Origin of the sequence: Glaciimonas immobilis, assembly GCF_011947285.1 — a bacterium.
In the GTDB taxonomy this organism is placed as follows: Bacteria; Pseudomonadota; Gammaproteobacteria; order Burkholderiales; family Burkholderiaceae_D; genus Glaciimonas; species Glaciimonas immobilis.
In genome coordinates this window covers 572,337-589,867 of record NZ_JAAOZT010000002.1, presented here as the reverse complement: position 1 = coordinate 589,867, position 17,531 = coordinate 572,337, and the positions used below count along the sequence as shown (strand labels likewise).

The 17,531-nt window shown below is 50.1% G+C and carries 16 protein-coding genes; 10 read left to right on the top strand and 6 right to left on the bottom strand.

The genetic code is table 11. The annotated features are described in order from the left end of the window. Window positions 1-58: 58 nt before the first annotated feature. Complete coding sequence (locus HAV38_RS04985; RefSeq protein WP_168052944.1) at window positions 59-1,126, bottom strand: NAD(P)-dependent alcohol dehydrogenase; 1,068 nt, start codon at window positions 1,124-1,126, stop codon at window positions 59-61. Window positions 1,127-1,446: 320 nt separating this feature from the next. Between HAV38_RS04985 and HAV38_RS04980 the strand changes: the two genes are divergently transcribed. Then, a complete protein-coding gene (locus HAV38_RS04980; RefSeq protein WP_168052942.1) occupies window positions 1,447-1,833 on the top strand; it encodes a hypothetical protein in 387 nt (128 codons plus the stop codon). 131 nt (window positions 1,834-1,964) lie between these two features. On the opposite strand, the gene HAV38_RS04975 is transcribed toward HAV38_RS04980, so the two are convergent. Both HAV38_RS04975 and HAV38_RS04970 read right to left on the bottom strand, forming a co-directional pair. After that, a complete protein-coding gene (locus HAV38_RS04975) occupies window positions 1,965-3,329 on the bottom strand; it encodes an MATE family efflux transporter (protein WP_168052940.1) in 1,365 nt (454 codons plus the stop codon). Between the two features lie 352 nt (window positions 3,330-3,681). Continuing rightward, on the bottom strand, window positions 3,682-4,251 hold the full coding sequence (locus HAV38_RS04970) for a multidrug/biocide efflux PACE transporter (RefSeq protein WP_260326315.1): 570 nt from the start codon (window positions 4,249-4,251) through the stop codon (window positions 3,682-3,684). A gap of 208 nt (window positions 4,252-4,459) precedes the next feature. On the opposite strand from HAV38_RS04970, the gene HAV38_RS04965 reads away from it, so the two are divergent. From HAV38_RS04965 to HAV38_RS04945, 5 genes are all read left to right on the top strand, one after another. Then, the gene (locus HAV38_RS04965) at window positions 4,460-5,320 is read left to right on the top strand and encodes a LysR family transcriptional regulator (protein ID WP_168052938.1); all 861 of its coding nucleotides are present in this window, start codon (window positions 4,460-4,462) and stop codon (window positions 5,318-5,320) included. 193 nt (window positions 5,321-5,513) lie between these two features. Continuing rightward, window positions 5,514-6,071 carry a DUF2796 domain-containing protein gene (locus HAV38_RS04960; protein ID WP_168052936.1) on the top strand — a complete coding sequence of 186 codons (558 nt, stop codon included), beginning with the start codon at window positions 5,514-5,516 and terminating at the stop codon, window positions 6,069-6,071. Between the two features lie 15 nt (window positions 6,072-6,086). Further along, window positions 6,087-6,872 carry an ABC transporter ATP-binding protein gene (locus tag HAV38_RS04955; protein WP_168052934.1) on the top strand — a complete coding sequence of 262 codons (786 nt, stop codon included), beginning with the start codon at window positions 6,087-6,089 and terminating at the stop codon, window positions 6,870-6,872. Next, the gene (locus HAV38_RS04950) at window positions 6,872-8,134 is read left to right on the top strand and encodes an ABC transporter permease (protein ID WP_168053581.1); all 1,263 of its coding nucleotides are present in this window, start codon (window positions 6,872-6,874) and stop codon (window positions 8,132-8,134) included. The genes HAV38_RS04955 and HAV38_RS04950 overlap by 1 nt, the downstream gene beginning before the upstream one ends. Window positions 8,135-8,153: 19 nt before the next feature. Then, entirely contained in the window at window positions 8,154-8,840 is a 687-nt protein-coding gene (locus HAV38_RS04945; RefSeq protein WP_168052932.1) for a DUF3299 domain-containing protein, read from the top strand. A 45-nt stretch (window positions 8,841-8,885) separates the two neighbouring features. On the opposite strand, the gene HAV38_RS04940 is transcribed toward HAV38_RS04945, so the two are convergent. The 3 genes from HAV38_RS04940 to HAV38_RS04930 all read right to left on the bottom strand — a co-directional run bounded on the left by HAV38_RS04940 (window position 8,886) and on the right by HAV38_RS04930 (window position 12,448). Next, the gene (locus HAV38_RS04940; protein ID WP_168053579.1) at window positions 8,886-10,313 is read right to left on the bottom strand and encodes an ATP-binding protein; all 1,428 of its coding nucleotides are present in this window, start codon (window positions 10,311-10,313) and stop codon (window positions 8,886-8,888) included. A 113-nt stretch (window positions 10,314-10,426) separates the two neighbouring features. Beyond that, complete coding sequence (locus HAV38_RS04935) at window positions 10,427-11,137, bottom strand: response regulator (RefSeq protein WP_168052930.1); 711 nt, start codon at window positions 11,135-11,137, stop codon at window positions 10,427-10,429. A 48-nt stretch (window positions 11,138-11,185) separates the two neighbouring features. Further along, window positions 11,186-12,448 (bottom strand): ABC transporter substrate-binding protein, encoded by a 1,263-nt coding sequence (locus HAV38_RS04930; RefSeq protein WP_245182194.1) that lies wholly within the window; start codon window positions 12,446-12,448, stop codon window positions 11,186-11,188. A gap of 612 nt (window positions 12,449-13,060) precedes the next feature. Between HAV38_RS04930 and HAV38_RS04925 the strand changes: the two genes are divergently transcribed. The 4 genes from HAV38_RS04925 to HAV38_RS04910 all read left to right on the top strand — a co-directional run bounded on the left by HAV38_RS04925 (window position 13,061) and on the right by HAV38_RS04910 (window position 17,519). Then, a complete protein-coding gene (locus HAV38_RS04925) occupies window positions 13,061-14,341 on the top strand; it encodes an ABC transporter substrate-binding protein (protein ID WP_168052926.1) in 1,281 nt (426 codons plus the stop codon). A gap of 110 nt (window positions 14,342-14,451) precedes the next feature. Then, entirely contained in the window at window positions 14,452-15,366 is a 915-nt protein-coding gene (locus HAV38_RS04920; protein ID WP_168052924.1) for a carbohydrate ABC transporter permease, read from the top strand. A 37-nt stretch (window positions 15,367-15,403) separates the two neighbouring features. Continuing rightward, window positions 15,404-16,261: a carbohydrate ABC transporter permease gene (locus HAV38_RS04915; protein WP_168052922.1), complete on the top strand. Its 858-nt coding sequence runs from the start codon at window positions 15,404-15,406 to the stop codon at window positions 16,259-16,261. A 124-nt stretch (window positions 16,262-16,385) separates the two neighbouring features. Further along, window positions 16,386-17,519 (top strand): ABC transporter ATP-binding protein, encoded by a 1,134-nt coding sequence (locus HAV38_RS04910; protein ID WP_168052920.1) that lies wholly within the window; start codon window positions 16,386-16,388, stop codon window positions 17,517-17,519. Window positions 17,520-17,531 lie beyond the last annotated feature (12 nt).

Here is a 17,531-nt window from a genome sequence, read left to right as displayed (position 1 = left end):
GCCATTCTTGTTAAGAAATGGCCACCTTTGATACCGTATATAGCTATTTCAGTCACACTCAGGCAGTACTTTTTTCCTTAGCCAACGATGCCATATCGATCACAAATCGGTATTTAACGTCGCTTTTCAGCATTCTTTCGTAGGCTAGATTTATATCCTGAATAGGTATAAGTTCTATATCGGAAGTAATCCCATGTTCAGCACAAAAATCTAACATTTCCTGCGTTTCTTTGATGCCACCGATCAATGACCCGGCCAAACTGCGCCTTTTCATGATCAGACTGAAAACGTTTGGCGACGGGTGTGGCTCGGCTGGCGCGCCTACCAGAGTCATGGATCCGTCCAGCTTTAACAAACCCAGAAAATTATCCAGATTATGCGGAGCGGCTACAGTGTTGAGTATGAAGTCGAAAGAATTCACGTGTTGTGCCATCTGCTCGGGGTCTTTTGACACGACCACCTCATCAGCACCCAAACGTAAAGCGTCCTCGGTCTTGCCTGGCGAGGTCGTAAACAACACAACGTGCGCACCCATTGCATGCGCAATTTTCACGCCCATATGTCCAAGTCCTCCTAGGCCGACTATACCAACTTTGTGTCCTTTGCTGACCTTCCAGTGACGTAAGGGGGAGTAGGTCGTGATGCCCGCGCACAATAGCGGGGCTGCCGAAGCGGGGTCAAGTTTGTCCGAGATATGTAAAACGAACTTCTCGCTAACCACGATATTATTGGAATACCCACCGAGCGTCACGCCACCGCTATGTTTGTCTTCGCCATTATAGGTGCCGACAAAACCAGTTTCGCAATATTGCTCCAGATCCTGAGCGCAACTTGGACAGCTTTGACAAGAATCGACCATACAACCAACGCCGGCCATTTCGCCAACTTTGAAGTTTTTTACATGCGTGCCGACCTTGGTCACGCGTCCGACAATTTCGTGGCCCGGTACGCTGGGGTAGATAGTGTTATGCCACTCGTTGCGAGCAGTGTGTAAATCAGAATGACAGACGCCGCAATACAAAATCTCGATCTGAACATCATGCGGACCGGGTTCACGGCGTTCAAATGTAAAGGGGGCTAAAGGCGTCTCCGCAGTGTGAGCGGCATATCCAATGGATGTAAGCATTTTCAATTTCCTTTATGTTTGGTTAAACAGTTAATCGCACTGCCTAAGCCGACAATGGTAACGCCATCAGGAAAAAATTTCTTGAAAGCGTCTGTTTTGTGCAATTCAACAAGAATAACCAACGCTAAAAAATGCCGATAAAGCAGTTGATCCTATCTCTCAAGAGAATTACCTGACGGCAATAAATACCCAAATCGAGCGTCAGCGAACGATATTTTTCCCCATAAAGCGACACGTAATTTCAGTATAAAGAATCATACAGCCCAATTTTTAGGGGATAATGCGCCCCCAGCCAATGACAACTACTTGGCTCACCCCTCATGTTGGAGAATATTTTGATCATCGAAGCCCTTTTACCTACCATCACAGCACTTGTCCAAAAAGCAGCGCGCGATCGCGACAGCGTTACCTTTAATGCGTTGTACGCGCTGTTTCCAAAAAAGACACCTGCACAACAAGTGCATGCAACCCTGGATGCTGCTTGCGCCAGTATCGCAGATGCGTCTAGCGCGATTTACTCGGTCGTGATGGTTAAGAAGGACACTGGCTTACCCGGCGATGCGTTCTTTGTGACGTTTAAAGCTATTCATGATGCAGAATACATAAGCATCGCGGGCGACATTGCACCTCTTAATTTGACCTTGCCGCAAAAGCAACTTCTTGTGAATGCCGAAAAAGCCAGGGTCTATGTGCACGCACAAGTGTGATCAGACGATGTTAAGGGCGGCTCCCCTGGTGACTGAATAAACCCCATTGCCCAAACCGATAAAGGATGATCATTGCCAAAGGCGTGCCGCTATGTTGCTAGCGGCACTGACGGCGTGGGTGCAGAATCCGCTTAACGAAGGTGATTAAGCATGTGATTGCCAACACGTGCCTTGCGTGGATGCTGATACCGCCAAAGCAGCCACCCACTCGCTATCAGGGTCAACAGTTCAGTAATCAATAATGCGTACCAGATCGCGTGGCCACCGAAGTATGCATTCAATAGCCACAGAGCGCCTAATAACAATACCCAGCTTCGCAAAATAGCAATAATCGCTGAGGCACCTGGACGCTCGACCGCAGTCAGATAACCAGCTGCGATCAAATTACAACCTGCGGGCAAAAAGGCCAACGCGTACCAGATAACTACTGGCGCTAATATTTCCCATGCCGCCCCGCCATCAGGCAGGAACAGAAAAGTAAGCTGCCGCGAAAACATGACCATCACAGCCGCTACCACGACGGCGACGCCCATTACCGCCAGCGTCCCACAATAGAAGACAACCCGCATCGCTTGCGGCTGGTTTGCTCCTCTATAAAAACTCACCATAGGTTGCATACTCTGAACAAAGCCAACCATTGTTACGGTGGCGGCAAGCGTCATGTACTCGAGAATAGCGTAGGCAGCGAGGCCGCTTTCGCCATAGGCATTAAGCACCAGCCGATTGAAAGTGAACACGGTGACGACCGCCGCAATGGCCCCCAAAAATTCAGAGGAGCCGTTGTACAGTATCTTGCCAATGTAACTTCCCTGCTTAAACGCACTCCTGCACGGTCTGATATTCACCGCTTTGAACACGTGATATCCGAACATCGTGACACTGGAGACCAGCATGCTTATACCTGTAGCCAGTCCCGCACCCTTCATATCCCACGTCAATGAGACGATCAAATAATAATCCAGAAAGACATTCACTAAGGCACCCAAAAACATTGCATACAGGCCGAACGTAGCGGCTTTTGTCCCCTCGGTTCGTAAAAAAAACTCCAACGCGTACAAGGTCTGCGCAAACAAAATAAACCACGCATAGCCACGCATATAGTCTTCTACTATTGCCGCCAGCTCACCGCTTGCGCCCATCCATCCGGCTATTCTGGATGTATTAGTCAAGACCACCACGCTCAATCCAATGCCAATAACGAGCATGCTCCATAGCGCTTGAGTGAACACTTGCCGTGCCTCGTCAAACCGCTGTTGACCGGAGAGGCGTGCAATTAATGTGGCACCTCCGACACCGATCATCAGGCTGACAGCGTATGGCACATATAGGAGTGGAACGAGTAAATTGAGCGCCGCAAGTGATTGCGTGCCCAGGTAGCGTCCGATAAAGATGCCATCCACGAACGTATAAAGTGTGTAGACCCAACCAGATAATAGTGTCGGAATCGCCAAAGCGATGAACTGTTTACGTAGTGATTTTATGGAGGTGTTTTGCATAAACGTGATTTTCTAATATATAAAAAAATGCACGATTCGAGCGTGTTGTGTCTGCTGCGTTGGGGCCGCGATTGATGGAATCACGCGAAAATCATAGAATGAAATAACAATGAAGTCACTGTCAGGTTTTACCGGTAACTGACGTTAGTAGCCCGGTAAACTGCCGACCTTTACCTTTAGGAGGACTACGTCCGCGCCTCCTCTGAGCGGTAGGGCCCGGGCAATAAAGGATGGGTCAGATGTATAAATTAAATACGTAGATCTGACCGGGAAAGTTCTGTGGGTTCGAATCATAAAGACAACGTATCGATAACGTGCAACGTCCAGCCTCTACATTAGAGGTTTGATGCAATCAAGATGTCGCTTGTCGTCTTTTAAGCACTAAAGCACGTGCCTTGTCATAACCCATGTTGTAAAGCAATGTATAAGGCAAGAAAAATAACAGAAGACCGATGTCAAGGACGAAAGCGTCCAGCAGAGTCATGTTCAACCACCAAGCGGCTAAGGGCACCACGGTCACTATCAGGCCCAGTTCAAAAAACACGGCATGCACTACCCGCACCTTGAACGTACGCACCAAATTCAGGCGACGTTCCACGCTGTCAAACAAAGCATTGAATGCGACGTTCCAGACCATAGCGATCAATGAAATCATCAATGTGAGCAGGCCAGCATGCGCCATTGAAACGCCCATTAACCAGGACAATACCGGTGCGCTGATAGCAATGGCCAATAGTTCGAAAATTAGCGCATGAAGGCCGCGTTCGGCGAATGATTTTCGGTTACTGCTGCCATGCGAAGATTTGCCGGTTTTGGCCGCATTGAACGCGCTGTTTAAATTGGGGGTTTCACCGGTGCTGGTTTTGGTGATTTTGCCACTCATTGTGCTGATATCTATGCTGCTATTATTTGTGCTACCCATACAAGCTCCTAAGCTCTATTTATTTCTTCATTTAATTCAATTTACTGCGCTTACTTCGTGCTCTTATTTACTTTGTAAGTGAACTTCACTTCCGTACTTCGTTACCGCTAATGTTCGCTATTATCGTCGCCACATCTGATACTATAAAATCAGTAACCATCGTTTTTTCCGATATATTGATCTTTTATCCATAAGGTTAGCGAGAGCCATGGCACATTCTCTTGAAGCGTTGTTTATGTTTGTAGAGGCAGCGACGCTGGGATCTTTTTCCGCAGCCGCTCGGAAATTACATAAACAGCAATCAACGGTCAGCGAAGCTATCGCTAATTTAGAAATTGATTTCGGCCTATTATTATTTGATCGCTCTACCCGGCGCCCGACGCTAACTGAGCAAGGCAAAGCGATGCTAATCCACGCGCAGCAAGTGCTGGACGCTCACGATCGATTATCTCGCTCCGCGCATCGGTTGGCGGGTGGTTTGGAACCGACGCTGACGCTGGTCCTGTCGGATATGTACCAATCAATGCGATTCGACTCCATCCTGATCGAATTCGAGCGTCGTTATCCTGAACTCGAACTGGAATGCATGATCGCCGAGCATACCGATGTCGTGGCACTGGTGCAAGAAGGTCGGGCGCAACTTGGCCTGGTTGGCGCGCAGCAGGACTATCCGCCAGATGTGGGATTCGAATCGATGTCGGAGCGCTCAGAGATCGGGCTCTATGTTGGCAACCAGCACCCACTTGCAGCGGTCCCGCATGTCACGACAGAAATGCTGCACGACGCCCGAGAACTCCGACTTAATACTTATCTCAACGATATTGTGGAGCGCCGCCGCGGGCTATGCTGGTCCTCATCCAGTTACCTCTTACTACTCGAAATGACGGAGCTTGGATTCGGTTGGGCTGAACTTCCGCGCTGGCTGGCTAAGCGATTTGCTGCCGATGGACTGTTAGAGTTGCAGGTTCGCGGATGGCCGAAAACGGTGCAGGTTGATGCCGTCTGGTCGCGGCGTCACGGACTGGGACAGGCGGGCGGATGGCTATTGGATACTTTGTTGGCACCTTAAAAAAATCGCCCGGCAAAAACCAGTGCGAACGTCCACCATCAAAGCTGTAATACAAACCATATCACCAAATGAAAGCTATCTTAAGTTAACGTGAAGATGGAGGAATAGACTTATAATGCAACAGTGTTGCACACAAATTACGCCCGGCCCATTAGCTGTGGCATCCAAACTCCAAAAACCTATGAAAGGCAACATGAAGCGCGCAATATTTAGCGTGGCCATTAGCGCCCTGCTCTCTACCGTATTTTCTTCAGCGATTGCCCACGAGGCCCACGTGCATGGTGTAGGTAAATTGGACGTGGCAATCGATGGCGCAGAAGTTACTTTGCATTTAAACACGCCGTTGATGAACCTGTTGGGTTTTGAACATGCCGCTAAAAATTCTAAAGACCGTGCCGCCGCCCAGAAGATGGCATTTCGGCTGCGGGACGCGGGAAGAATATTTGTGACCACGCCTGCTGCGGGCTGCCGCGCTATATCGGTCAAGCTGGCATCCAATGCGATCAATCCAATATTGCTCGGCGAGCCTACCACGCCACCCGCGGCACCAGAAGCCTCGGCACACGGCCATGCGGATCTGGACGCCGATTTCATCTTGCAATGCAGCCATCCCGATCTTCTCGAAAGTATTGACGTTTCGCTCTTCGAAAAGTTTAAAGGCTTTCAGAAAATCGATGTCCAAATGGTGACGCAAAAAAAACAGTTGGCAGTAACGTTACGGCCTTCTGCTACCCGTATTTCATGGGAATAAGATGCGGTTATTAGTATGAGCGAAAACTTTGGCAGCCTTGGCAACCTCGATAATCTCACCGACAGGGATAACCCCAGAGACCTGAGCAGCCCGCGAGAAGTTGTCATCGCTGTCGAGAACGTATCCTTCAGTTGGCCCGGTCAGTCGACACCCACGCTGCAACTTGATGCGCTGAACGTTGAACGTCAGGACCAAATTTTCATTGCGGGTCCTAGCGGCAGTGGCAAGAGCACATTGCTAGCCTTGATCGGTGGCATCGTAGTGCCGCAAACCGGCACGATTACAATCCTCGGAAGTGAACTCCATAGCCTCTCGGCCTCGTCCAGAGACCAGTTTCGCGTTGATCATATTGGGTTTATCTTTCAACAATTCAATTTGATTCCCTATTTATCGATTCTGGATAACGTATTGCTACCTTGTCACTTTTCTCGCTATCGCCGTCAACGTGCGTTAGCGCAAGGTGCTACTTTACGACTTGCCGCTGAATCTTTATTGGTTAGCCTCGATTTAGCGCCGTTATTGTGGCCTAAACCAGTGACGCAGCTTTCTATCGGTCAGCAACAACGTGTCGCTGCCGCACGTGCGCTGATCGGACAGCCAGAGATTATCGTAGCAGATGAGCCAACTTCGGCACTGGACGCAGATCGCCAGCAGCGTTTTCTCGACCTGATCCAGCGCGAGTGCGAACAAGCGCATTCAACCCTATTGTTCGTCAGCCATGATGAACGATTGGCTGCGCGCTTCAGTCATCGTCTGGCACTCAATGAACTTAATCATGCCGCGCAACTGGAGGATCAATGATGCGCATGTTGATCCGACTAGCCGCCCGCAGCGCCTGGAATCGTCGGTTTACGCTAGGTCTTATCTTGCTCGCGATTGCTTTATCGAGCACCTTACTGCTCGGCATTGAACGGATTCGGCATGATGTGCGCGAGAGTTTCTCGCAATCCGTCTCCGGTACCGACCTGGTGGTTGGCGCCAGAACCAGCTCGGTACAGTTGATGCTGTATGCGATCTTTCATATCGGTGGTGCCACCAATAACATCGGCTGGGATAGCGCGCTAAAACTGGCACGCAATCCTGCCGTGGCGTGGACTATTCCGCTTTCGCTCGGCGACTCGCATCGTGGCTTCCCGGTACTGGCCACTAACGGCGACTACTTCACGCATTTTCACTACGGTGATAAGCAAGCGCTGCGCTTCGCTGAGGGACATCCGTTTCAGGAAGTATTTCAAACCGTATTGGGCGCAGACGTCGCGCAACAATTGCATTACAAAATGGGTGACAAAATTACCCTCAGTCATGGCAGCGGCAATGCCCATCTGACCGAACATGCTGATAAACCATTCATCGTTAGCGGTATTTTAGCCAGCACCGGTACGCCAGTTGATCGTACGGTCCACATCGGGCTAGATGCGATGGAGGCGATTCACCTTGACTGGGAGGCGGGCGCGCCGATCAAAGGCCTGGTTATTCCATCAGAAATGGTCAAAAAGTTTAACCTGACGCCTAAGACGGTCACCGCCGTGCTGGTGGGACTAAAGAATCGCGCCAGCGTTTTTGCAGTGCAACGTGACATTGCCAGCGATAAGGACGATCCTCAAATGGCGGTCTTGCCCGGCGTCGCGCTTGATGAACTATGGCAGGTCGTTGGCATCGGTGAAAAAGCCTTGCTGGCAGTGTCCGCCATGGTCGTTGTAGTGGGATTGGCTGGGCTGGTCTCTTCCATTCTTGCCAGCCTCGGTGAAAGGCGGCGAGAGTTAGCGATCCTGCGGTCGGTTGGTGCGCATCCGATTGACATTTTTTTTCTGTTGGCGCTGGAAGGTTTTGTCGTGATGCTGGCAGGCGTGTTATTTGGGATCGTTTTGCTGAACCTTGCGATCCTGTTGTCAGGGCCAATATTAGCCTCTGAGTTTGGGATTGCGTTGCATCCCGCTTTGCCCACGACGGGCGAATGGTTTTTGCTGCTCTGGACAATACTCGGTGGTTTGATCGCCAGTCTATTACCGGGATTGCGCGCTTATCGACTGAGTCTCGCCGATGGCCTGACGCCAAAGTCCTGAATGTAAGAGAAGGTGTTTGATGAAAATTTTTTTATGGATCGTGGCTATCGTGATTGCGGGTTTAACTACCGGCACGGTGGGACGCTATATCGTGGCCGATCGCAATGCTACAGCGGCGTTGAAGGCATCGATTGAGACCGGGCAAGCAAGGCAGGATGGGGGCTATAAGATTGGGGACCGCTTGCAGCAAGCGCCTCTGGTAGCATCGGCTCCAGACAAATCGACAGTCATGACCAGATCACCCTTTCAAGAAATAAAATGGGAAGAACTTGCCCCGGCGAGTTGGGACCCAATGAAACCGTTCAAGGGTATCGATCTGAACAAGATGGAGGATGGTGATCCGCGTGCGGACGCAGCGCTGCAAAAAGCCAGGGAATATTGGAAGAACGCCCCGATTAATCCCGCAATGAACGGCAAGCTGATCAAAATTCCCGGATTCGTCGTATCGCTGGATCGTGAAGGCGAAGCGCTAAAAGAATTTTTGCTGGTGCCTTATTTTGGCGGCTGCATCCACGTACCACCACCACCGGCCAATCAGATCATTCACGTCAATAGCACCAAATCGATCAAAGGTATTCGCACGATGGATGCGGTGTGGATCAGCGGCACGTTGATTGTTAAGCCCTCCTCCACCGAAATGGGTGATGCCGGATATTCAATGGTGGCACAGAACGTCGAGATATACAAAGATTCGGACCTTAAGTAATCAAAGGACAGGGGAATTTACCTATGCGCTGTATCCCTTATTTCATCAACGATGAGGCAATACAATCGTTGCTACAAGTCCACCTTCAGCGTGGTTAGCCAGTAACAATTCGCCGCCATGCGCCTGTATGATATTGCGCGCAATGCCGAGGCCCAATCCCATACCACCAACATTTTGCTCGCGTCCGTGAGCAAGTCGCAGATAGGGTTGAAACAGACTGGAAAACGCATCCTCAGGGACGCCAGGACCGTGGTCGCGAATTTCAATCTTTATATCGTCAAGCTCTCTGTTGTCGATCCCTTGTTCGCTTGAATTAATAGCATGCCGTCTAACCGAGATAGTGACTCTTTCGCCATAAAACAGCGCGTTATCGAACAAATTGCCAATCGCACGTTTAAGCGCCAGCGGTTTTGCCATGACGGTCAGTCCAGACTCAGTGAATGCCACCGCATGACCTGCCATCTGCGCATCACGAATCATGCGCTGGATCAGGGGATCAAGCCGAACCTCTGTACGGTTTTCATGGATATCGCTATCTTTTACCGACTGCAAAGCACCCTTAACCATCATATCGAGCTCATCCAGATCCTCATGAAAATCGGCACGCATGGCGTCGTCATCCAACAGTTCGGTGCGCAGTTTTAAGCGGGTAATCGGCGTGCGCAGGTCATGTGAAATAGAGGCAAATAGTTTCTCCCGATCCTCAAGATAACGCTTAATCCGATCACGCATAGCTCTAAAAGCGCGCGCCGTTTTAACAAACTCCCGACTTCCTGTTTCTGGCAGATCAGGGACGGTGTCGCCTTTCCCAAAAGCTTCAGCTGCATCCGACAATGCCGCCAACGGCCGCGTGGTCCAGCGCACGACTAATATCGATAGCAGAAGCACGGCAGCTAACGACAATGCCTGTAGCATAAGACGATCCGGCGATAACGGACCGTTGCTTTCCAAAAAGTAGGGGTTTGGCATAAGCGCTGCAAGATATAACCATTGGCCCGGCTCCAGCTGAATCTGGATCACCAGAATCGGCGCGGGATTCGGTTTGATTAACAGGATATGTTGTACCCAATTATCGGGTAAATCGGCAATTTTAAGACCGTCATCCGATACGTTCAGATCATCCGGCCAGGCAAACGCCAATTTGAATCCGGATAAAAATGGTAGTTCCTCCCGCAGCGTTTTTAAAACGGTCTGGCTTGCCATATCTGCTAATGCATTCTTCCCTATCGGGGTCAACAGGATCGGGGTGGCGTTAGCATTTACAAAAAAACGGGTACCGCCCATTTCACGCAACTGCTGAATCATCAGCGGTCGATAATTTGCCGGCAGGCTTTTAAAATAACGAATAGCGCTCACCGCGCTGTGTGCAAGATGTTGCGCTGCGATACGGGTTTCTATCTCCGATTTATTCCGCAGTTGCGCTGACCAGATGACCCCGCCGACCAATTGCGTGACCAGCACGCCCAGCACCATTACCAGGGATAATTGTCCTAGCAAAGAATGCGGCAGCACCCGTGCCAGCACGCGAGCAAAAAACCGTTGATAAGTATCAGGTATCAATTCGAGGTCTATGTCGTTGTCGTTGTCTATGTTGCAGAAGACACGACGTCGGCAGCAAATACGTACCCTGCGCCGCGCACTGTTTTAATTAATTGCGGCGCTTTTCCGTCGTCATTAAGACGATCCCGCAACTTGCTGATTTGAACATCGAGCGAACGATCCGTCGGACCTGAGTCACGACCGCGGGTCTCCTCGCACAACACGGCGCGGTCAAGGATATCGCCCGGATGTGCAACAAAATACTTCAGCAACTGGTAATCCAGTCCGGTCAGTGCAACCATCTTTTGCTCTGCGTCCACGACTGTTCGCTCTATTGTGTCAAGTGTAAAACCCAAAAATCGATAATAACGCGGCGCACTGGCGTTATCAAATCCCATACGGCGGTGGATGGCTTTGATCCGCGCCAGTAGCTCACGCGGGCTATAGGGTTTGCCAATATAGTCATCCGCACCCAGTTCCAGCCCAACCACACGATCGGTTTCATCTGAGCTGGCGGTCAGCATGATAATGGGTACGTTGGAGCGGCGCCGGACAATTTTGCATAACGCAAAACCGTCCGTATCGGGCAACATCACGTCCAGAATCACCAGCGATAGCGCGTCGGCCTGACGCTGAAACTCCGCTAGAAAAGTCTCGCCGTTATGGGCCAATATGACTTCATATTGGTTTTTTTCCAGATAAGCCTTCAACAGGATCCGGGTCTTTTGGTCATCGTCGACAATTAATATCTTACGCATGGTCTGTATGAGAATGCTGTTATGAACAACGTAAAAGGGAGATGCTGATTATTCCCGCTGTTCTGGTTTAGGTGCCGTGCGTGCAATCGCAGCCAGACGTCGCTGCGTGTCGTCTTCCGTTATTGCATTATCCATAAAATAGCGTCGTACTTCCGCCACGATGGCATCTTTGGTGGTCTCATCGGTTGCCATCCTATGCACCAGACTTGGCGCCTGAAATGCGACTCCCTGACCGAAGCTCCGCCACGAAGCCAGGGCGCAACTATCCATCTTTGCCATATTGGGAACCTGCCAGACCGAAATAGAGCCCTTATGCTGATTGTAATCAGTCTGGACCGGCGCTGACATCACAATCTGCGCAAGTTTTTCCTGTGCTTTTTGATGGGCGTAATTGCCAGCAAACATCGCCAATGTATCCACGCTATAAAGATGATAGTCGGCAGTGCCAGGAACCGTGCTGCAACCAAAATCAACATCGACCTGCAGACCCCATGCCTGTAACTCGCCTTTCACCCAGTCGCCCATGACAAACATACCAGCCTGACCATCCGCAAGCTGTCGTGTGACGGCATTCCAGGGTCGCTCCCTGATGGGATCGGGCATCCATTCTTTGAGTCCGCGTAGTCTTTTCAGGGCATGCCTCAAGCGACTGTCCGCGTAAGCTTCGGGGCGCAGTTTAACAAATAACTGGCGATAAAATGCGGGGCCGCTCTCTGCCAATACCAGCGTTTCAAATAGCGTTGCCACCTGCCACGCCTCGCTACTTTGCGCTAGCGGCGTAACACCTGCCCGCTTTAAGGTTGATGCAACCCGCTCAAAATCCATCCATGTTTGGGGCGCGGATAACCCCAGGCGATCAAATATTTTCTTGTTATAAAATAGCCCATTGATACGCTGTATGCCGAGCGGTGCGGCGACCACATGGCCGCGATTCTGGAGGAGTTGCCAGACCGTGGGGAATAACAGTTTTTCCCAATTAGCGGGCCGCGCCACGCCGTCAAGCTCCAATAGCAATCCCAGATTAGCCCACTCACCGAAAACAACGCCGTTCAATTGCGTGGCCTCGGGGGCATGCCCCGCGAGCACTCTACTCTTCAGGACCTTGCTGGCACCCAATCCGGCGCCACCGGGGATCGCCGCGTCACGCCAGAAAATATTTTCTTGTGCCAATTTATCGACGATCACCTTGGCGGCTTGACGTTCGCTATCCGAAGTCCACCAATGTAACACCTGCAGCGAAGTTGGTGACGACCTGGCGTCGATGCTGTTATCACTATTAGCTACAGCGCCGAAAGACAGCGTGGGCGACATGCTCGCCACCATTATCAACGCTATGACCGGAAGCCATCTTTGTCTCCTCGCCTGGTAAGTGAGGTGTCTCTTCTTTGATTGTTCAATCATCTATTTTTATCAATTCACGGCGACTTATCCCTGCGATGCTACGCTTATTTTGCTCGTCTGCTTTGCTCGCCTAATTTGCATCGACATCGCCAGACTATAACGCAGGTGAGCGGTGTACCCCGCTTTTGTTCAATGCTGCGACCTACATCCGCCATAGTTTTGTAAAGTTTTGTAAAGAAAATTTAACTTTGCTATTTGCGTTATGACGGACTTATTTGGTGTTCCTTGCTTGCGCCCGTATGTGAGCGCACTTCCGATCCTATGCGATGTAAAAATATGTAAAGGCTCACTCTCGTAATTAAATAATAAATTCATATAAATCAATTACTTAGTATGTCCTGGTATTTCACGGTGGGCCGATTGGCTTCACAAACCGTATGGTGCTACTGTGATTCTGCTGCGCCAGTCTACCGTCATACAAAGACTGCGGCAATAACCTCGCACAGCATAAAACCCGGTGATTGCAAGCCACTCACGATAGATGCGCCATACCTTCACCATATAATAAAGAGGAGACAATCAATGCAACACGCTTACAAAACGCAGACGCTATGCAATGCGGTATTGACCGCCGTGGCTGTACTGGCGACCTGCGCCGCGCTCACCCCCGCTCAGGCGGGTACGCTAACCATAGAAAGCTGGCGCGTGGATGACAAAGCGTTGTGGGAAAGCGTCCTGATTCCTGCGTTTCAAAAAAAGAATCCCGGGATTCAAGTCAAATTTTCTCCTACCGCACCGACCGAATACGACTCCACGGTCAACGCGCGCCTGACCGGCGGGACGGCCGGCGATTTGATCGCCTGCCGTCCTTTTGATGTATCGCTTTCGCTATATAACAAAGGCAAACTAGAAAAACTAGACGGTAAGCCCGGCATGGAAAACTTCCCTGCATCGGCCAAGGTTGCGTGGCAGACCGATGATGGTAAAGATACTTTTTGCATGCCTATCGCATCCGTGATCCACGGATTTTTATATAACCAGAAAATCTTCAAGGAACTGAATATTCAGCCACCTAAGACCGAGACAGAGTTTTTCAAAATACTCGACACTATCAAGACCAACGGAAAATATGTCCCGCTCGCACTCGGCACTGCCGATCAGTGGGAGTCAAGCCAGATAATGTTCACAGGTCTTGGTCCCAACTACTGGAAAGGTGAAGAAGGTCGTAAAGCGCTGATTTCAGGCAAGGCAAAATTCACTGACCCGCAATTTGTCTCGGTCTTTGAGTACGAAGCAAAACTCGGCAAATATTTATCCAAAGGCGCGAGCGCACAAACCTACGGCGATAGCCAGAATCTGTTTGGCTTGGGCAAGGCCGCTATCTATCCCGCCGGATCGTGGGATATCGCCTTTTTTAATGGCAATTCCAAAGTAGAAATGGGGGCCTTTCCTCCGCCGGTCCCTAAAGCGGGCGACAAATGTTATATCTCCGATCATAACGACATCGGTATGGGCGTGAACAAAAAGTCCAGCAATAAAGAAGACGCCTACAAATTTCTGGCGTGGCTGGGCTCACAAGAATTTGCAGACATTTATACCAATAAAGTCACGGGTTTTTTCTCGCTATCCAACCATCTGATCTCGGTTAAAGATCCAGTCGCCAGACAAATGATCGACTGGCGCAAAACCTGCTCGTCGACTATTCGCCTGAATTCGCAGATTCTGAATCGTGGCACGCCCAGCATGGAAAACGAACTCTGGAACGTCAATGGACAAGTTATCAACGGCAAGTTAACACCTAAGGATGCTGCGGCACAAATCCAGACCGGCTTTGCCAAATGGTACAAGCCTCAGCAAAAGTAATAGAAATAGAAATAGAAATAGTTAGTGCAAGGCAGACGGCAATTGATTGAAAAAATTTTGACGATCAATTGTCTGCCCTAAACAGAGGACGACCGGTTAAAGACTAAGCAATGAAAAAAACATTTCCCTGGCATATCGTCATTTTTCTGACGCCAGCGCTGATCATCTATTCGATGTTCAGCGCGCTGCCATTGCTGGACACGCTCCGGCTTGGCTTCTATACCACTAATGATGCTGGCGCTCACACCTTCGCCGGATTATCCAACTATTACACCATCCTGTTCGATTCCGACTGGTCGGCGGCATTTTGGAATGCGATGTTAAATAACGTGAAGTTTTTTGCGATTCACATGTTGCTGCAAAATCCCATCGGCCTATTGCTCGCTACACTATTTAGTCTAAAAGGTCTGCGCTGGGCGCGTACTTATCGCACGCTGATATTTTTGCCAACGCTGCTATCGGTCGTGATTATCGGTTTTATCTGGCAATTGATTTTGTCACCACTATGGGGTGTCGGCGAAAAGCTGATGGAATTCGTGGGCATGGCTGATTTCTTTGCGCCATGGCTGGGTCAGCAATCAACGGCGCTCATCACCCTGGCACTGATCTCGGTCTGGCAATATATCGGCATTCCGATGATGTTGATTTATGCTGCGTTGTTGGCGGTGCCAGAAGAGGTGCTGGAGGCGGCTTATGTTGAAGGTGCCAGCGCATGGCGTATTTTTTGGCAGATCAAATTACCCTTGATTTTGCCAACGCTGGGATTAGTCACTATTTTGACCTTCGTCGCTAATTTCAACGCCTTTGATTTGATCTATTCAGTCAAAGGTGCGCTCGCCGGCCCAAACTATTCAACCGATCTGCTCGGCACATTTTTCTATCGCACGTTCTTCGGTTATCAAGCCCAGGTCGGTAGTCCTACCATGGGCGCGGCGGTGGCAACACTGATGTTTTTGGTCATCCTGTTGGGCGTGGGGGTGTACTTTTATGCCATCCAGCGCAAATTGACACGGTATGCACTTTAAGCTATGCAGCAACAATACGGACCAATAAGGGCCATCCATGACATCTTCCACCGCGCGCTCCTGGCGACCATTGCCGAATATCGGTCGAATCTGGGTCCATACCGTATTGTGCGGTTATGCGATCGTGGCACTTTTTCCTATCGCGCTAATCCTGATCAATTCAGTCAAATCACGTGAAGCCATTTTCGACAATCCACTGGCCTTTCCCACCGTTGCGTCGTTCTCGCTGACTGGCTTTGAGAAGGTGCTGACCAATACCAACTTCATGCTGTATTTTGGCAATAGTCTGGTTGTGACGCTCGGCGCTCTGGTGCTCATTGTCCTGTTCGGTGCAATGGCGGGTTGGGCGCTATCGGAATATACCTTTCGGGGCAATCGCGTGCTGACGTTATTTCTGGCGATCGGGATTATGATCCCTATCCGTCTGGGCACGGTATCGATCCTGCAGTTGATTGTGACGCTCAATCTGATCAACACGCGTACCGCATTGATCCTGGTTTACACCGCGCAAGGCTTACCGCTCGCTGTAATGATTTTGTCGGAATTTATCCGGCAAATACCGAAAGAATTAAAGGAAGCCGCACGCTGCGATGGGGTCGGCGAGCTTAAGATATTTTTCCAGATCATTCTGCCGCTAATTCGTCCGGCGATTGCCACGGTCGCCGTGTTTACGATGATTCCGGCATGGAACGATCTTTGGTTTCCGCTGATTCTGGCACCGGGTGATGACACCAAAACCGTGACCCTCGGCGTTCAGCAGTTTATCGGCCAATACGCTACCGACTGGAATTCGGTATTGGCCGCTTTATCGATGGCGGTGATTCCGATTCTCATTTTATACATGCTGTTTTCGCGCCAACTTATACGCGGTTTGACTTCCGGTGCGGTGAAGTAATTCGTAATTATTCGACTTATTTATTCGACTTATTTATTCTACTTATTAGTTCGACTTATTCCAGCTTCGAAAGCGCCACTCAAATCAGTCAAAAGCGTTATCGGATTACATTACAGGTAAAACTATGGCCAGTGTCAGTATCAAGCAACTTAAGAAATCATACGATGGTAAGCAGGATGTACTGGCCGGGATTAATCTTGAGGTCAAAGATGGCGAGTTTTGCGTGCTGGTCGGTCCGTCCGGGTGCGGCAAATCAACCCTGTTGCGCACGCTATGCGGTCTGGAAGAAATTAGCGAAGGAGAAATCGCCATAGGCGATCGAATAGTTAATCATCTTCCGCCAGCCGAACGCGGTATCGCCATGGTGTTTCAAAGTTATGCGTTGTACCCGCACATGTCCGTGTACAAAAACATGGCATTCGGACTTAAAGTCGGGGGCGCGGATAAAACCGCCATTGACCAGCAGATTCGCCATACCGCAGAAATCCTGAAGATAGATCATCTGCTGGACCGACTGCCACGCGAGCTCTCGGGCGGTCAGCGCCAACGGGTCGCAATTGGCCGTGCAATCGTCCGCAAACCTAAGTTGTTCCTATTTGATGAACCGCTCTCCAATCTGGACGCGGCGTTACGCGTACAAACCCGCCTTGAGATCGCAAAACTGCACCGCCAGCTGGGCGCTACCATTGTCTACGTCACCCATGATCAAGTAGAGGCGATGACGTTAGGCGATAAGATCGTGGTCATGAACGATGGTCGTATTCAGCAATGCGGGACGCCGTTAGCGTTATATCAGCAACCAAAAAATTTATTTGTGGCAATGTTTATCGGCTCGCCTAAGATGAATGTGTTGCCTGGATTGGTAATGGCAATCGAGGAAAATTCTCTACAAGTACAATTAGATGGTGGGCAGCAGGTGCTGACGCAGGTTAGCGTGGAGGAGATTAACGGCACAATTCGTATCGGCGATCCGGTTACAGTAGGGATACGGGCAGAACACATTGTCGAGAATAACGCTGCCAGTGAAAAGTTTAGCGCTAAGGTGAATATCGTAGAGCATCTGGGCGAAGCAAATTTTATCTACGCAACGCTTCAAAACGGTCAGGATATCGTGGTGCGCGGTGACGGTAATAATACGGTCCGCATCGGTGAGACTATGACTTTATCGGCGGCCAGTAGCGCGTTTCACGTGTTTGACGTCAATGGCAACGCATTGCGGCGCGTTAAACCGGGCAACTTGATTTCATCAAAACAATAAGCGCATCAACAC

What these genes read in the sequence shown, in the direction of transcription:
- HAV38_RS04985 (WP_168052944.1), bottom strand. Translation starts at nt 1,126, where the DNA reads ATGCTTACATCCATTGGATATGCCGCTCACACTGCGGAGACGCCTTTA.
- HAV38_RS04980 (WP_168052942.1), top strand. Translation starts at nt 1,447, where the DNA reads ATGTTGGAGAATATTTTGATCATCGAAGCCCTTTTACCTACCATCACA.
- HAV38_RS04975 (WP_168052940.1), bottom strand. Translation starts at nt 3,329, where the DNA reads ATGCAAAACACCTCCATAAAATCACTACGTAAACAGTTCATCGCTTTG.
- HAV38_RS04970 (WP_260326315.1), bottom strand. Translation starts at nt 4,251, where the DNA reads ATGGGTAGCACAAATAATAGCAGCATAGATATCAGCACAATGAGTGGC.
- HAV38_RS04965 (WP_168052938.1), top strand. Translation starts at nt 4,460, where the DNA reads ATGGCACATTCTCTTGAAGCGTTGTTTATGTTTGTAGAGGCAGCGACG.
- HAV38_RS04960 (WP_168052936.1), top strand. Translation starts at nt 5,514, where the DNA reads ATGAAGCGCGCAATATTTAGCGTGGCCATTAGCGCCCTGCTCTCTACC.
- HAV38_RS04955 (WP_168052934.1), top strand. Translation starts at nt 6,087, where the DNA reads ATGAGCGAAAACTTTGGCAGCCTTGGCAACCTCGATAATCTCACCGAC.
- HAV38_RS04950 (WP_168053581.1), top strand. Translation starts at nt 6,872, where the DNA reads ATGCGCATGTTGATCCGACTAGCCGCCCGCAGCGCCTGGAATCGTCGG.
- HAV38_RS04945 (WP_168052932.1), top strand. Translation starts at nt 8,154, where the DNA reads ATGAAAATTTTTTTATGGATCGTGGCTATCGTGATTGCGGGTTTAACT.
- HAV38_RS04940 (WP_168053579.1), bottom strand. Translation starts at nt 10,313, where the DNA reads ATGGTGCTGGGCGTGCTGGTCACGCAATTGGTCGGCGGGGTCATCTGG.
- HAV38_RS04935 (WP_168052930.1), bottom strand. Translation starts at nt 11,137, where the DNA reads ATGCGTAAGATATTAATTGTCGACGATGACCAAAAGACCCGGATCCTG.
- HAV38_RS04930 (WP_245182194.1), bottom strand. Translation starts at nt 12,448, where the DNA reads ATGTCGCCCACGCTGTCTTTCGGCGCTGTAGCTAATAGTGATAACAGC.
- HAV38_RS04925 (WP_168052926.1), top strand. Translation starts at nt 13,061, where the DNA reads ATGCAACACGCTTACAAAACGCAGACGCTATGCAATGCGGTATTGACC.
- HAV38_RS04920 (WP_168052924.1), top strand. Translation starts at nt 14,452, where the DNA reads ATGAAAAAAACATTTCCCTGGCATATCGTCATTTTTCTGACGCCAGCG.
- HAV38_RS04915 (WP_168052922.1), top strand. Translation starts at nt 15,404, where the DNA reads ATGACATCTTCCACCGCGCGCTCCTGGCGACCATTGCCGAATATCGGT.
- HAV38_RS04910 (WP_168052920.1), top strand. Translation starts at nt 16,386, where the DNA reads ATGGCCAGTGTCAGTATCAAGCAACTTAAGAAATCATACGATGGTAAG.